We start from the raw sequence: 15,130 nt of genomic DNA on the forward strand, positions 1-15,130 counted from the left end.
AGGGGAAGTATATTGTTGTGATTGTCACCATAAAGTGATGGCAGAAACCAAAAAAAAACAAAAATGTAATATTAATATTATTAAAGTTAAGATAAATAGCGATGAAGATAGTAAGTAAAATAACCATATGATTCAGGTGGTTGTTACGCCTGAAGATGACGGCGGAGGCGATGGACTGCAATCAACAACTTTATGCCAGGATTGGATGGCAATTCCGCTTTTGGATGTAACGACGGGGAAATTAAGGATAATGACCTACAGCCTTCTGAACGTTGCAGGTCTTATTAGTTCCTTAAGGAACATACTGTTGCAGTGATTCAGACCAGTGAAATATTTGGCTGCTTTTATCCTGCAGGTTCACGACCTCTAAATCATAAAATCCCTGCGTCTTTGCCGACCGCAATTTCAGGATGTACTTACTCTCGCTGATGTCGTGCTGTCTTGTGCCGTCTTTATTCCAGTCTCCGGCGATATCCGAATAGTAATAAACAAGGTCAGAAAACACGTTGATTATCTTGCTGTCTTTGATGGTGTAGAGTTCCAGCACTTCATAAAACGCCCCGCCGCCGGAGTAGGCATCGGAGTAGCCACCGCGCACCCCGAACGCCAGAGTATCGGGAGCGATCCGGTACGGTGCCAGATCCAATTTTGTATAATAAGCCAGCGGTCTGACGGACTCATCATCGCTCCCTTTCTCGGCAGCTTTATTCCACGCTGAGATCTGGTTTAATGGTTTTTCCAAGCGGGCAATCGGTTGTAGCTGTTGGTTCTGCCAGGAGAAAACGCCGAGATATAATTTATTGGCGCGTCCGTTGTTGTAGTTTTCCGGACAGGTGTTATCCGCGTACTTTTTTGCCTGCCCGGCATCGGCCTGATTGTCAGCAAAACAGGCAATGCCAATATATTTACCCTCTTTTCCCCATGCTTTGGCGCCGGTGAGGATCAGATTATTAGGATTTTCGTTCGGCGCAACCCAGCCAATCCACTGGTTCTCTGATAATCCCTGTGGAAGTTCACCAAATCCTTTCGCAGGTGTTGCCCCTGCCATTTGCTCAGCAAAAATCTGTTTACCTTCAGTATGTTGAATAACGCCGGGTACGGCATCGAGATTTTGTACGGTAGTGGCAAAAGCTGGGGAGAGCGAGGCCAGTAAAACCAGGGGAACAAACTTTTTCACTATTGCGTCCTTTCAATAAACAGGGCGATAAGACTCGCCCTTAAATTTATTTCACGCGTGCCATAAAATACGCATCCACGTACTCGCCGTTGCGCAGGCCGTATTTCTTACCTGTCCCTTCGATCTCAAAGCCATGCTTTTTATAGACCGCAACAGCAGGTTCGTTATCAACAAACACCGTTAACTCGATACGGTCGACGCGCAGCCAGTTGTCGCACATGTCGATCATCGTACGGAGAAGCGCGCTGGCAACGCCGCGATTCTGCCAGCGGGCATCAACGCAGATACCAAAATCGGCCACGTGGCTGCGGCGCGGGCGCTGCGCGACCTCAATACAGAGATGTCCGACGACGATATCATCAATGCACGCGACCAGTTGTTTGATTCCGACCCGTTCGGTTAGTCGCTCTTGCCACATCTCCATGGAAGGATGAGGAACCTGTAGCGTGTTGTGATACACCTCTGGCTGGGCATGGATCTGACGAATTGCGTCGTAATCTTTCGGTTCAGCGTGGCGTATCACTATCTCACTCATTCCTTATCTCCTTCAGGGTTAATTGAGTCTTTACCCTCGCTGAGAAAGAAAATTCCGTCAACTGCATTTTTTTGCAAAAAGAAGTAGACAAGTGCGAATGAGAATGATTATTATTGCTCTGCGTTCAGGGGAACCCCTACGGAGAACCTGAAAGCACGACATTGCTCACATTGCTTCCAGTATTACTTTAGCCAGCTTTTGCTGGCTTTTTTTTTGGGGTTTTGTTTCAGCCTGGCTTACTTGTCATTTTGTCCCCGGGATGATGCCGGATGGCGCTTGCGCTTATCCGGCCTACGGCTGAGGCCTGGGTTTTGTAGGCCGGATAAGGCAACGCCGCATCCGGCAAAGAATCCAACATTCAGTCTCCAGCCGCTTTGCGCTATGGTGTAGACAATCACCTTCAAAAGGACTGTCTCATGACTTTACACTGCGCATTTATTGGTTTTGGTAAAAGTACCACTCGCTACCATTTGCCGTACGTCCTCAACCGCAAAAATAGCTGGCATGTCGCGCACATTTTCCGCCGTAACGCCAGGCCGGAAGAGCAGGCGCCGCAGTATTCACATATTCACTTCACCAGCGACCTCGACGAGATCTTAAACGATCCGCAGGTGAAGTTAGTGATCGTTTGTACCCATGCTGACAGCCATTTTGACTACGCCAAACGTGCGCTGGAGGCGGGTAAAAACGTGCTGGTTGAGAAACCGTTCACGCCGACGCTGGCAGAAGCAAAAGTGCTGTTCGAACTGGCGCAAAGCAAAGGGCTGACCGTTACGCCGTATCAGAATCGTCGTTTTGATTCCTGCTTCCTTACCGCCAAAAAGGCGATTGAGAGCGGCAAGCTCGGCGAAATTGTTGAGGTTGAAAGCCATTTCGATTACTACCGTCCCGAGGCGGAAACTAAGCCGGGACTGCCGCAGGACGGCGCATTTTATGGCCTGGGCGTACACACCATGGATCAGATTATCTCGTTGTTCGGACGCCCCGATCATGTGGCCTATGACATCCGCAGCCTGCGTAATAAAGCGAACCCGGACGATACCTTTGAAGCGCAGCTGTTTTACGGCGACCTGAAGGCTATCGTCAAAACCAGCCACCTGGTAAAAATCGACTATCCGAAGTTTATCGTTCATGGCACCAAAGGCTCGTTTGTGAAGTACGGCATCGACCAGCAGGAAACCAGTCTGAAGGCCAATATCATGCCGGGTGAGCCAGGTTTCGCTGCTGATGATTCCATCGGAATGCTGGAGTATGTCAACGATGACGGCATCACAGTAAAAGAAGAGGTGAAGCCGGAGGTGGGGGATTACGGTCGCGTCTATGATGCGCTGTACCAGACGCTGACCGCCGGTACGCCTAATTACGTCAAGGAATCTGAAGTTCTAACCAACCTGGAGATCCTCGAACGCGCCTTCGAACAGGCATCTCCGGCGACGATAACCCTCGCCAAATAGCCTGCACAGACTCCTCTGGGTTTATTCATATTTTTTGAACAGAGGAGTCAATTTTCACCCTCTATGATCCCAGGCGGATTGAGTCCACACTTACTCCATCGAAAACATCTGGGGGTGAACACAATGATCTATTTACGCAAAGCTAACGACCGCGGTCATGCGAATCATGGCTGGCTCGATTCCTGGCATACCTTCTCTTTTGCCAACTACTATGACCCGAACTTTATGGGGTTCTCGGCACTGCGCGTGATTAACGATGACGTGATTGACGCAGGCCAGGGCTTTGGCACTCACCCCCATAAAGACATGGAAATCCTGACCTACGTGCTGGAAGGCGCAGTAGAACATCAGGACAGCATGGGCAACAAAGAGCAGGTTCCTGCCGGTGAGTTCCAGATTATGAGCGCCGGGACGGGGATCCGTCACTCGGAGTACAACCCGAGTAATACTGAGAAGCTGCATCTGTATCAGATCTGGATCATGCCGCAGGAAAACGGTATTACGCCGCGCTATGAACAGCGCCGTTTCGATGCCGCTCAGGGTAAACAACTGGTGCTGTCGCCTGATGCCCGCGATGGCTCACTGAAAGTGTACCAGGATATGGAGCTGTACCGTTGGGCGCTGGTCAAAGATGAGCAGTCGGTACATCAGATTGCCGCTGAACGTCGCGTCTGGATCCAGGTCGTTAAAGGCAACGTCACCATTAACGGAACCAAAGCGACCACCAGCGACGGTCTGGCAATCTGGAATGAACAGGCAATTTCTATTCATGCCGACAGCGACAGCGAAGTATTGCTGTTTGACTTGCCACCTGTATAACGTGCTGGAACCTGATGTAGGCCGGATAAGACGCGAAAGCGTCGACATCCGGCTTTTCATCGTTTGTCATTAATTCCATGCGTCCGTGGTAAACTGGGGGAATCTATCCCTTTTTAACGCTTCAGGACGATGAAAAAGAAAAGACCCGTACTTCAGGATGTAGCCGACCGCGTGGGCGTGACTAAAATGACGGTCAGTCGCTTTTTGCGTAACCCGGAGCAGGTCTCCGTGGCGCTGCGGGGCAAAATTGCCGCTGCACTTGATGAGCTGGGTTATATTCCCAATCGCGCTCCTGATATCCTTTCTAACGCCACCAGCCGCGCTATCGGCGTGTTGTTACCGTCTCTCACTAACCAGGTTTTTGCTGAAGTGTTACGCGGCATTGAGGCCGTCACCGACGCCCATGGTTATCAAACTATGCTTGCGCACTACGGCTATAAGCCAGAGATGGAACAAGAGCGCCTGGAATCGATGCTGTCGTGGAATATCGATGGCCTGATCCTCACCGAACGTAGCCATACGCCTCGTACGCTGAAAATGATTGAGGTCGCCGGTATCCCGGTGGTTGAGCTGATGGACAGCCAGTCCCCGTGTCTGGATATCGCCGTCGGTTTCGACAACTTCGAAGCCGCGCGCCAGATGACTGCCGCTATCATCGCCAGAGGGCACCGTCATGTTGCCTATCTTGGCGCACGTCTTGATGAACGTACTATCATCAAACAGAGGGGCTACGAGCAGGCAATGCGCGATGCCAACCTGGTGCCGTACAGCGTGATGATGGAACAGTCTTCTTCCTACTCCTCCGGTATTGAACTCATCCGTCAGGCGCGACGCGAATACCCGCAGCTCGACGGCATTTTCTGTACCAACGATGACCTGGCGGTAGGGGCGGCCTTCGAATGCCAGCGTTTAGGGCTAAAAATCCCGGATGACATGGCGATTGCCGGATTCCACGGTCACGACATCGGACAGGTGATGGAGCCGCGTCTGGCGAGCGTGCTCACGCCGCGTGAACGCATGGGCAGCATTGGTGCTGAACGCCTGCTGGCGCGCATCCGTGGTGAAGCAGTCACACCTAAAATGTTAGATTTAGGTTTCACCTTGTCACCGGGCGGATCTATTTAAGCCAACAAGTTTGAAGTAGCTCACACTTATACACTTCGAGCACGAATGGATATTGCTTCTCTATTTATCCGGCTGGACAATGTTACCGATAACAGTTACCCGTAACAATTTCCAGATTCTTGTACCAGTGGGGGCAACGCTTTGAGCACGACTAATCATGATCACCACGTTTACGTTCTGATGGGCGTATCGGGCAGCGGTAAATCTGCTGTCGCCAGCGAAGTGGCGCATCAACTGCAGGCCGCGTTTCTTGATGGCGATTTTCTCCATCCGCGCAGCAACATCATGAAAATGGCTTCTGGTGAGCCACTCAACGATGATGACCGTAAACCGTGGTTACAGGCGCTGAATGACGCCGCCTTTGCGATGCAGCGTACCAACAAGGTTTCGCTGATCGTCTGTTCCGCTCTGAAAAAAGTCTATCGCGACCAGCTGCGCGACGGTAACCCGAACCTCTCTTTCATCTATCTGAAAGGGGATTTTGACGTTATCGAAAGCCGTCTGAAAGCGCGTAAAGGCCACTTCTTCAAAACGCAGATGCTGGTGACCCAGTTTGAAGCGCTGGAAGAACCAGGTGCGAATGAAAACGATGTACTGGTGGTCGATATCGATCAACCACTGGACGGTGTGGTCGCCAGCACCATTAAGGTTATTAACCAGGGCAGTAAGTAGTGAGTACATTAACGCTTGTTTTAACAGCAGTAGGGTCCGTTTTATTACTGCTGTTTTTAGTGATGAAGGCGCGTATGCACGCCTTCCTTGCTTTGATGGTGGTGTCTATTGGTGCAGGTCTCTTTTCCGGTATGCCGCTCGATAAAATCGCCGCGACTATGGAAAAAGGGATGGGAGGCACGCTCGGTTTCCTGGCGATTGTTGTGGCGTTGGGGGCGATGTTCGGCAAGATTTTGCATGAGACCGGCGCAGTCGATCAAATTGCCGTCAAAATGCTGAAATCCTTCGGCCACAGCCGCGCACATTACGCGATTGGCCTGGCCGGTCTGATTTGCGCGCTACCGCTGTTCTTTGAGGTGGCGATTGTGCTGCTGATTAGCGTAGCGTTCTCGATGGCGCGTCACACCGGTACCAACCTGGTTAAATTAGTCATTCCGTTGTTTGCAGGCGTAGCGGCGGCTGCGGCGTTTTTACTGCCGGGGCCAGCGCCGATGTTGCTGGCTTCGCAGATGCACGCTGACTTTGGCTGGATGATCCTGATTGGCCTGTGTGCCGCGATTCCGGGCATGATTATCGCCGGGCCGCTGTGGGGTAATTTCATCAGCCGTTACGTTGAGCTGAACATTCCTGATGACATTACCGAGCCGCATCTGGGCGAAGGTAAAATGCCGTCCTTCGGCTTTAGCTTGTCGCTGATCCTGCTGCCGCTGGTATTGGTTGGTCTGAAAACCATCGCCGCGCGCTTTGTGCCGGTTGGTTCTTCAACTTACGAATGGTTTGAGTTTATCGGCCACCCGTTTACCGCGATTCTGGTTGCCTGTCTGGTGGCGATTTACGGTCTGGCGATTCGCCAGGGTATGCCAAAAGACAAAGTGATGGAGATCTGCGGTCATGCGCTGCAACCGGCGGGGATTATCCTGCTGGTGATTGGTGCAGGTGGCGTGTTTAAACAAGTGCTGGTTGATTCCGGCGTCGGTCCGGCGCTGGGCGAAGCGTTAACCGGAATGGGTCTGCCGATTGCCATTACCTGCTTCGTGCTGGCGGCAGCGGTGCGTATCATTCAGGGTTCTGCGACCGTGGCGTGCTTAACGGCGGTCGGTCTGGTGATGCCGGTGATTGAACAGCTAAACTTCTCCGGCGCACAGATGGCGGCACTGTCTATTTGTATCGCAGGCGGCTCGATCGTGGTCAGCCACGTTAACGACGCCGGTTTCTGGTTGTTCGGTAAATTTACCGGCGCAACGGAAGCACAAACGTTGAAGACCTGGACGATGATGGAAACCATCCTCGGTACGGTCGGCGCAATTGTCGGTATGATTGCCTTCCAGCTGTTGAGCTGAGTCTTGTTGCCCGGTGGCGCTTGCGCTTACCGGGCCTGGAAATGAGCACACATCCACATCGTAGGCCGGGTAAGCGCAAGCGTCACCCGGCTTTTTTACAGCACCATCACCCCATCCTCGGTTTTCAACCAACGCGGCGCTTTCAGCGTGTCGGCGAAATAGCCCACCAAATCCTGCAGCAAATCACCCGCTACTCGCTCCATATCATCAGAAAGCGTTTTGCTCATCAGTAAATGCGTCAAAAGCTGGCAGTAACGCCCCATCTGGTCTGTCTCAGGCTCGAAAAGGGGAAAACGGGTCGGGAATGTTTCTACCGTCAGACTGGCCTGCAGATGCTGCGGTACAGGCTCCGTTAAGGTCGGTTGCAATAACGCGAGACAGGCCGACAGACGTGCACAAATCGCCAGTTTTTCAACCGGGTCATGGCATTCAACCAGTCCTTCGACAAAACGCTCGCAGTTATCCGCCAGTTCGGTGAAATCCGTGGCATGGCTAAAGGGCAGGGTAAATAAAGAGTGTGAAAAGAGAGGGGTAGTCGCCATAGGGCAGCCTCCAGTATGTTTTATTTAAACCACCACCGGAGAGGCTAATCTCGCGGGTGGCAGAATCGAGCGGAGTTAGCCTTACCGGTCATACTGGATACCGGCGCGTCTTGCGACGCCCCCGCTCGACCCGCCATTGAGACGAAATCGGTCGCACGACATAGAAGTATATGTCGCCAGTATGATTTTCAGAAGGCTAATTCTGACACCTGATTTTGCAGGTGCAGCGAGAAGATAAGGCTAATCCACGATGCTGACAAGAGGGCATTCCGGAAGGCGCTTCGCAGAAATGAAAATACGTTATATCAGTGACTTAAAAGCATAAGGAATACCTGAAATTACAGCGCAATGCCGTTCAGTTAAACATGTAGGGTGAACATGTGATTATTGCTCAGGTTTCCGTTCACCTCAGTGGTGTCATTTCTCTGAAGCGCTGATACCCGTGAACGTGCAAGGGAGGCTCACCGCCGCCTCCCTTGCAACCCAGGCTCCCGGCGGGAAAATCGTCGCTGCGCGAGTTATTCGTCTTATTCCGTCTGCCTGTCGGGTCGGGGCCGAGCCTGCGTCCCTGCAGGCCGTCCCCTTTGCCCGCATCCTTGCGGGCAGACCCGGTCAGCCGTCAACGCCTCATCGATTTTCAGCCGGACCGGTGTCATCGCTTCAACGCTCTGACTTCCAGTTAAATTTGTTTTGCTGTCCAAACCTGTTCAAATAAAAACGCAGATGGTCAGGTGTGGGCTGGTCCGGCTGAAAATTGCCGACGTGTTTCCGTAAGGCCGGGGGAGCCAGCATGGATGCTGGCTCAGGGCGCGTTTTACAGGGACGTTTCCTCGCGCCCGGCCCGGTAGCCTGGAGGAATAAGCGGAGGGTATTGCGCAGCAACAATTTTCCTGCCGGAGAGCCGGGATTGTTAAGGGGGCTGCGTAGCCCCCTTAACACGTTCACCGATGAAGAAACTCCAGAGAAGCAACGAACATAACGTGAACGGAACCGTTCTCTGAAATGCCATGTTCTTCCAGTTTCAACACCATTGCTCGGTGGCGCTATGCTTACCGGGCCTACAAATGAGCACACATCCACATCGTAGGCCGGGTAAGGCGAAGCCGCCACCCGGCGTGAAACGAGTACATTACCCCTTCATCCACATCCGTACGCCGTCGAGGAACATCTGGGTGGCCATCATCACCAGAATCAGCCCCATCAGGCGCTCCAGCGCGTTCACCCCTTTCTCCCCCAGCAGACGCAAAAACAGCGACGACTGCAACAGAATCACAAACGTACCGCCCCAGGCGATCAGCAGGGCGATTACCAGATGCCCCATCTGATTAGGATACTGATGCGACAACAGCATTAGTGAAGCCAGGATTGTTGGACCCGCTACCAGCGGGATCGCCAGCGGAACGATAAACGGCTCTTCACCCGCCGGAAGCCCGGTGCTATTCCCGGTGGCGCTGGGGAAAATCATCTTAATGGCGATCAGGAACAAAATGATGCCCCCGGAGATAGAAACGGTTTCCGCGCGCAGGTTAAGAAATGCCAGAATTTTCTCGCCCGCAAACAGGAATATCAGCATCACCAACAGCGCAATGAACAGCTCGCGAATCATAATCGCGCGGCGGCGTTTTGGTTCGGTATGTTTCAATACGGACATGAAAATGGGCAGATTTCCGAGTGGATCCATAATCAGGATCAATAAAACTGCCGCTGAAATGATTTCATTCATAACTCAAATTCCCTGATAATTACCACGGACTTTCTGCTTGCTTGCGCAGCGGGATAAGTCGCATTACTGATGGCTTCGCTATCATTGATTAATTTCACTTGCGACTTTGGCTGCATTTTGTATGGTGAAGGATATGCCACCAGGACACTGGCATACATACACAGCACACATCTCTGCAGGAAAAAAACGCTATGAAAAATGTTGGTTTTATCGGCTGGCGCGGTATGGTCGGCTCTGTTCTCATGCAACGCATGGTTGAGGAGCGTGACTTCGACGCCATTCGCCCTGTTTTCTTTTCTACTTCCCAGCTCGGGCAGGCGGCACCGACATTCGGTGGAACCGCGACCGGCACGCTTCAGGACGCTTTTGATCTGGATGCGCTGAAGGCGCTCGATATCATCGTGACCTGTCAGGGCGGCGATTATACCAACGAAATCTATCCAAAGCTTCGTGAAAGCGGTTGGCAGGGTTACTGGATCGACGCGGCCTCTTCGCTGCGTATGAAAGACGATGCCATCATTATTCTCGATCCGGTTAACCAGGATGTCATCACCGATGGCCTGAATAAAGGGATTAAGACCTTTGTCGGCGGTAACTGTACCGTTAGCCTGATGCTGATGTCCCTCGGTGGCCTGTTTGCCAACGACCTGGTCGACTGGGTCTCCGTGGCGACCTATCAGGCGGCTTCCGGCGGCGGCGCGCGTCATATGCGCGAGCTGTTGTCTCAGATGGGTCATCTGTATGGCCATGTGGCCGATGAACTGGCGACCCCATCCTCTGCTATTCTCGATATCGAACGTAAAGTAACGACGCTGTCCCGCAGCGGCGAACTGCCGGTTGATAACTTCGGCGTACCGCTGGCCGGTAGCCTGATTCCGTGGATCGACAAACAGCTCGATAACGGTCAGAGCCGTGAAGAGTGGAAGGGACAGGCGGAAACCAACAAAATTCTCAACACTTCTTCCGTGATCCCGGTTGATGGTCTGTGCGTGCGCGTCGGCGCGTTGCGCTGCCACAGCCAGGCGTTCACCATCAAACTGAAAAAAGATGTGTCTATTCCGACCGTGGAAGAACTGCTGGCGGCGCACAACCCGTGGGCGAAAGTAGTACCAAACGATCGTGAAATCACCATGCGTGAGTTAACCCCGGCGGCCGTTACCGGCACGTTGACCACGCCAGTAGGTCGTCTGCGTAAGCTGAATATGGGACCGGAGTTCCTGTCAGCCTTTACCGTAGGTGACCAGCTGCTTTGGGGTGCTGCGGAGCCATTGCGCCGCATGTTACGTCAACTGGCGTAATGGTTTGTTAATGATCAAAGGGTGCTGAGTCACCCTTTTTTTTGCGTAATACAGGAGTAAGCGCAGATGTTTCATTTTTTACCGGGAGTAAGATAAAGCATTGGCTATTCTTTAAGGGTGACTTAGTACCGGAGGTATTAAGTTGTTGCCTGAAGGTGGGACGACGCAGAGAGGATGCACAATTGTGCTGCGCCGTTCAGGTCAAAAAAAGTGTCGCTACCTGATGTCGAAAATCAGTTGGAAGGGGTGACACCATAAAACAGGATGACAACCATGTCCGTTCGTATCGATAGAGACGTGATTAATGCGCTAATTGCAGGCCATTTTGCGGATCCTTTTTCCGTACTCGGTATGCACCAAACTGACGCTGGACTTGAAGTCCGCGCCCTATTACCTGACGCCACCGAAGTGTGGGTGATCGAACCCAAAACCGGACGCAAAGTCGGCAAGCTGGATTGCCTCGACTCTCGTGGTTTTTTCTGTGCAGTACTTCCCCGCCGTAAAAATTTCTTTCGCTATCAGTTGGCCGTTGTCTGGCATGGACAGCAGAATCTGATTGATGACCCTTATCGTTTTGGCCCATTGATCCAGGATATGGATGCCTGGCTGCTATCTGAAGGTACGCACCTGCGACCTTACGAAACGCTGGGCGCGCATGCGGATACCATGGATGGCGTAACCGGCACGCGCTTCTCTGTCTGGGCACCTAACGCTCAACGCGTGTCAGTGGTTGGGCAGTTCAACTACTGGGATGGCCGTCGCCACCCGATGCGCCTGCGCAAAGAAAGCGGTATCTGGGAGCTGTTTATCCCCGGCGCGCAGCATGGCCAGCTGTATAAATATGAGATGATCGATGCCAACGGTAAGCTGCGAATCAAAGCGGACCCTTACGCCTTCGAAGCGCAAATGCGCCCGGAAACCGCGTCGCTTATCTGTGGTCTGCCGGAAAAAGTGGTGCAAAGCGAGGAGCGTAAAAAAGCCAACCAGTTTGATGCGCCAATATCTATCTATGAAGTGCACCTGGGTTCATGGCGTCGTCATACCGATAACAACTTCTGGCTGAGCTACCGCGAGCTGGCGGATCAACTGGTGCCTTACGCCAAGTGGATGGGCTTTACCCACCTTGAACTGTTGCCGATTAACGAGCATCCGTTCGACGGTAGCTGGGGTTACCAACCTACCGGCATGTATGCGCCGACCCGTCGATTTGGTACGCGCGATGACTTCCGCTATTTTGTGAATGCCGCGCATCAGGCGGGGCTGAACGTCATTCTTGACTGGGTGCCGGGCCATTTCCCGTCGGACGATTTTGGTCTGGCAGAGTTTGATGGCACTAATCTGTATGAGCACAGCGACCCGCGAGAAGGGTATCACCAGGACTGGAACACGCTGATCTACAACTATGGCCGCCGTGAAGTCAGCAACTATCTGGTGGGCAACGCCCTGTACTGGATTGAGCGCTTTGGTATCGACGCGCTGCGCGTGGATGCCGTGGCATCGATGATTTATCGCGACTACAGCCGTAAAGAAGGGGAATGGGTCCCGAACGAATTTGGTGGTCGTGAAAACCTCGAAGCCATTGAGTTTTTACGCAATACCAACCGTATTCTTGGCGAACAGGTGCCTGGTGCGGTGAGCATGGCGGAAGAGTCCACTGACTTTGCCGGCGTTTCAAGACCGCAGGACATGGGCGGTTTAGGGTTCTGGTATAAGTGGAACCTCGGCTGGATGCACGACACACTGGACTACATGAAACTGGATCCGGTTTATCGCCAACATCACCACGATAAGCTGACCTTCGGCATGCTGTACAACTACACCGAGAACTTTGTCCTGCCGTTGTCGCACGATGAAGTGGTGCACGGCAAGAAATCGATTCTCGACCGCATGCCGGGCGATGCGTGGCAGAAGTTTGCCAACCTGCGCGCCTACTACGGCTGGATGTGGGCCTTCCCCGGTAAGAAACTGCTGTTTATGGGCAACGAGTTTGCGCAGGGACGTGAATGGAACCATGACGCCAGCCTCGACTGGCACCTGCTGGAAGGCGGTGATAACTGGCATCACGGCGTACAGCGTCTGGTGCGCGATCTGAACCTCACCTATCGTCATCACAAAGCGCTGCACGAGCTCGACTTTGACGCCTATGGCTTTGAGTGGCTGGTGGTGGATGACAAAGAACGTTCGGTGCTGGCTTTCGTGCGTCGTGACAAGGTCGGCAATGAAATCATCGTTATCAGCAACTTTACGCCAGTGCCGCGCCATGGCTATCGCTTCGGTATTAACCAGCCGGGGAAATGGCGTGAGATCCTCAATACCGATTCGATGCATTACCACGGCAGCAATACTGGCAACGGCGGTGCGGTGCACAGTGATGAAATCGCCAGTCATGGTCGTCAGCATTCACTGAGCCTCACGTTACCGCCGTTGGCAACGATCTGGCTGGTTCGGGAGGGGGAATGACGCAACTGGCAACCGGCAACGCCACCCCCCATGGTGCAACGTATGACGGCCATGGCGTTAATTTTACTCTCTTCTCAGCCCACGCTGAACGCGTTGAATTATGCGTATTTGACGAGGACGGTTGCGAACTCCGCTACGACCTGCCGGGGCGTAGCGGCGATGTCTGGCACGGCTATCTGGCCAACGCCCGGCCCGGTCTGCGCTATGGTTATCGCGTCCATGGCCCATGGCAACCGCAGCAGGGCCACCGGTTTAACCCAGCCAAGCTGCTGCTCGACTCTTGCGCCCGTAGGGTCGAGGGCGAGTTAAAAGATAACCCGCTGCTGCACGGCGGGCTAAATGAACCGGATCACCATGATAATGCCACCATCGCGCTGAAGGGCGTGGTGGTGTCCGACCATTATGACTGGGAGGATGATGCCCCGCCGCGCACGCCGTGGGGCAATACCGTGATTTACGAAGCGCATGTCAAAGGGTTGACGTATTTGCATCCTGACCTGCCGGAAGAGATTCGCGGAACCTACAAAGCGCTGGGTCATCCGGTAATGATCGACTATTTCAAGCGTCTCGGCATTACCGCGCTGGAGCTGCTGCCGGTGGCGCATTTTGCCAGCGAACCGCGACTTCAGCGGCTGGGCCTGTCGAACTACTGGGGCTACAACCCGGTGGCCATGTTCGCGCTGCATCCGGCCTATGCCTGTTCGCCGGAGAGTGCGCTTGATGAGTTTCGCGACGCGGTAAAAGCGCTGCACAAAGCGGGGATTGAGGTCATTCTCGATATCGTTTTGAACCACAGCGCCGAGCTGGATCTCGAAGGGCCTGTCTTCTCGCTGCGCGGAATTGATAACCGTAGCTATTATTGGATCAGGGACGATGGTGATTACTACAACTGGACCGGTTGTGGGAACACCCTCAATTTGAGCCATCCCGGCGTTGTGGAATACGCATGTGAATGCCTGCGCTATTGGGTTGAAACCTGCCATGTAGATGGTTTTCGTTTTGATTTGGCTTCCGTCATGGGGCGTACACCTGCGTTTCGTCAGGATGCGCCGCTGTTTACCGCGATCCAAACCTGTCCGCTGCTCTCACGCGTGAAGCTGATTGCGGAACCGTGGGATATTGGTGAAGGCGGGTATCAGGTGGGGAATTTCCCCCCTCCGTTTGCCGAGTGGAATGACCATTTCCGCGATGCGACGCGACGCTTTTGGCTCCAGCGTAATCTCTCGTTGGGCGAGTTTGCCGGGCGTTTTGCCGCATCCAGCGATGTGTTTAAACGCCAGGGTCGCAAACCCAGCGCCACGGTCAATCTGGTGACCGCGCACGACGGTTTTACGCTACGCGACTGTGTGTGCTTCACAAATAAGCACAATGAAGCGAATGGTGAGGAAAATCGCGACGGCACTAGCAATAACTACAGCGACAATCATGGTAAAGAAGGATTAGGCGGCACGCTGGACCTGATTGAGCGACGGCGCGACAGCATTCATGCGCTGTTAACTACGCTGTTGCTCTCTCAGGGGACGCCGATGTTGCTGGCGGGCGATGAGCATGGTCATAGCCAGCACGGCAACAATAACGCTTACTGTCAGGATAACGCCTTAACGTGGCTGGACTGGCAGCAGGCAAATAGTGGGCTAACCACATTTACCGCTGCGCTGATTCATCTGCGCCGGCAAATACCTGCATTAACAGGGGATTGCTGGTGGGAAGAGGGCGATGGCAATGTTCGTTGGCTGAATAAGTACGCACAACCCTTAAGTGCGGATGAGTGGCAAAACGGCCCGAGGCAGATGCAAATCCAGCTTTCAGACCGTTTTCTGATTGCAATAAACGCCACGCTTGAGGTGACAGATATCGTTTTACCTGAAGGGGAATGGCATGCCATTCCCCCATTTGCCGGAGAGGATAATCCGGTGCTTACGGCTGTCTGGCAGGGACCTGCGCACGGACTGTGTGTGTTCCAGAGAAGATAAAAAAGGAGTTAG

The 15,130-nt window shown here is 53.2% G+C and carries 13 protein-coding genes; 8 read left to right on the forward strand and 5 right to left on the reverse strand.

What is annotated here, in order from left to right; genetic code table 11:
• Positions 1–292: 292 nt before the first annotated feature.
• From SK33_RS01295 to SK33_RS26610, 3 genes are all read right to left on the reverse strand, one after another.
• On the reverse strand, positions 293–1,177 hold the full coding sequence (locus SK33_RS01295; protein WP_048218791.1) for a hypothetical protein: 885 nt from the start codon (positions 1,175–1,177) through the stop codon (positions 293–295).
• Positions 1,178–1,223: 46 nt separating this feature from the next.
• Positions 1,224–1,712: an N-acetyltransferase gene (gene yhhY / locus SK33_RS01300; RefSeq protein WP_003023469.1), complete on the reverse strand. Its 489-nt coding sequence runs from the start codon at positions 1,710–1,712 to the stop codon at positions 1,224–1,226.
• A gap of 226 nt (positions 1,713–1,938) precedes the next feature.
• Positions 1,939–2,070, reverse strand: a complete 132-nt coding sequence (locus SK33_RS26610) for a hypothetical protein (RefSeq protein WP_261175425.1) — start codon at positions 2,068–2,070, stop codon at positions 1,939–1,941.
• A gap of 58 nt (positions 2,071–2,128) precedes the next feature.
• Between SK33_RS26610 and SK33_RS01305 the strand changes: the two genes are divergently transcribed.
• From SK33_RS01305 to gntU, 5 genes are all read left to right on the forward strand, one after another.
• Positions 2,129–3,166 (forward strand): oxidoreductase, encoded by a 1,038-nt coding sequence (locus SK33_RS01305; RefSeq protein ID WP_003837856.1) that lies wholly within the window; start codon positions 2,129–2,131, stop codon positions 3,164–3,166.
• Between the two features lie 123 nt (positions 3,167–3,289).
• Complete coding sequence (gene yhhW, locus SK33_RS01310) at positions 3,290–3,985, forward strand: quercetin 2,3-dioxygenase (protein ID WP_048218790.1); 696 nt, start codon at positions 3,290–3,292, stop codon at positions 3,983–3,985.
• Positions 3,986–4,114: 129 nt separating this feature from the next.
• The gene (gntR, locus tag SK33_RS01315) at positions 4,115–5,110 is read left to right on the forward strand and encodes a gluconate operon transcriptional repressor GntR (RefSeq protein WP_032937248.1); all 996 of its coding nucleotides are present in this window, start codon (positions 4,115–4,117) and stop codon (positions 5,108–5,110) included.
• A 141-nt stretch (positions 5,111–5,251) separates the two neighbouring features.
• Positions 5,252–5,782 carry a gluconokinase gene (gene gntK / locus SK33_RS01320; RefSeq protein ID WP_048218789.1) on the forward strand — a complete coding sequence of 177 codons (531 nt, stop codon included), beginning with the start codon at positions 5,252–5,254 and terminating at the stop codon, positions 5,780–5,782.
• On the forward strand, positions 5,782–7,122 hold the full coding sequence (gene gntU / locus SK33_RS01325) for a gluconate transporter (RefSeq protein ID WP_003023477.1): 1,341 nt from the start codon (positions 5,782–5,784) through the stop codon (positions 7,120–7,122). The genes gntK and gntU overlap by 1 nt, the downstream gene beginning before the upstream one ends.
• A gap of 95 nt (positions 7,123–7,217) precedes the next feature.
• Here the strand turns inward: gntU and SK33_RS01330 are convergent, their stop codons facing one another.
• A complete protein-coding gene (locus SK33_RS01330) occupies positions 7,218–7,664 on the reverse strand; it encodes a hypothetical protein (protein WP_003023478.1) in 447 nt (148 codons plus the stop codon).
• 1,129 nt (positions 7,665–8,793) lie between these two features.
• Positions 8,794–9,387 (reverse strand): NAAT family transporter YhgN, encoded by a 594-nt coding sequence (gene yhgN / locus SK33_RS01340; protein WP_003023480.1) that lies wholly within the window; start codon positions 9,385–9,387, stop codon positions 8,794–8,796.
• 191 nt (positions 9,388–9,578) lie between these two features.
• Between yhgN and asd the strand changes: the two genes are divergently transcribed.
• From asd to glgX, 3 genes are all read left to right on the forward strand, one after another.
• Positions 9,579–10,685, forward strand: a complete 1,107-nt coding sequence (gene asd / locus SK33_RS01345) for an aspartate-semialdehyde dehydrogenase (protein ID WP_003023482.1) — start codon at positions 9,579–9,581, stop codon at positions 10,683–10,685.
• Between the two features lie 273 nt (positions 10,686–10,958).
• Positions 10,959–13,145 (forward strand): 1,4-alpha-glucan branching enzyme, encoded by a 2,187-nt coding sequence (gene glgB / locus SK33_RS01350; protein ID WP_048218788.1) that lies wholly within the window; start codon positions 10,959–10,961, stop codon positions 13,143–13,145.
• Positions 13,142–15,118, forward strand: a complete 1,977-nt coding sequence (gene glgX / locus SK33_RS01355) for a glycogen debranching protein GlgX (protein ID WP_048218787.1) — start codon at positions 13,142–13,144, stop codon at positions 15,116–15,118. The genes glgB and glgX overlap by 4 nt, the downstream gene beginning before the upstream one ends.
• Positions 15,119–15,130: the final 12 nt, after the last annotated feature.

The sequence above is a fragment of the Citrobacter sp. MGH103 genome (assembly GCF_001034475.2).
Lineage (GTDB): Bacteria > Pseudomonadota > Gammaproteobacteria > Enterobacterales > Enterobacteriaceae > Citrobacter > Citrobacter freundii.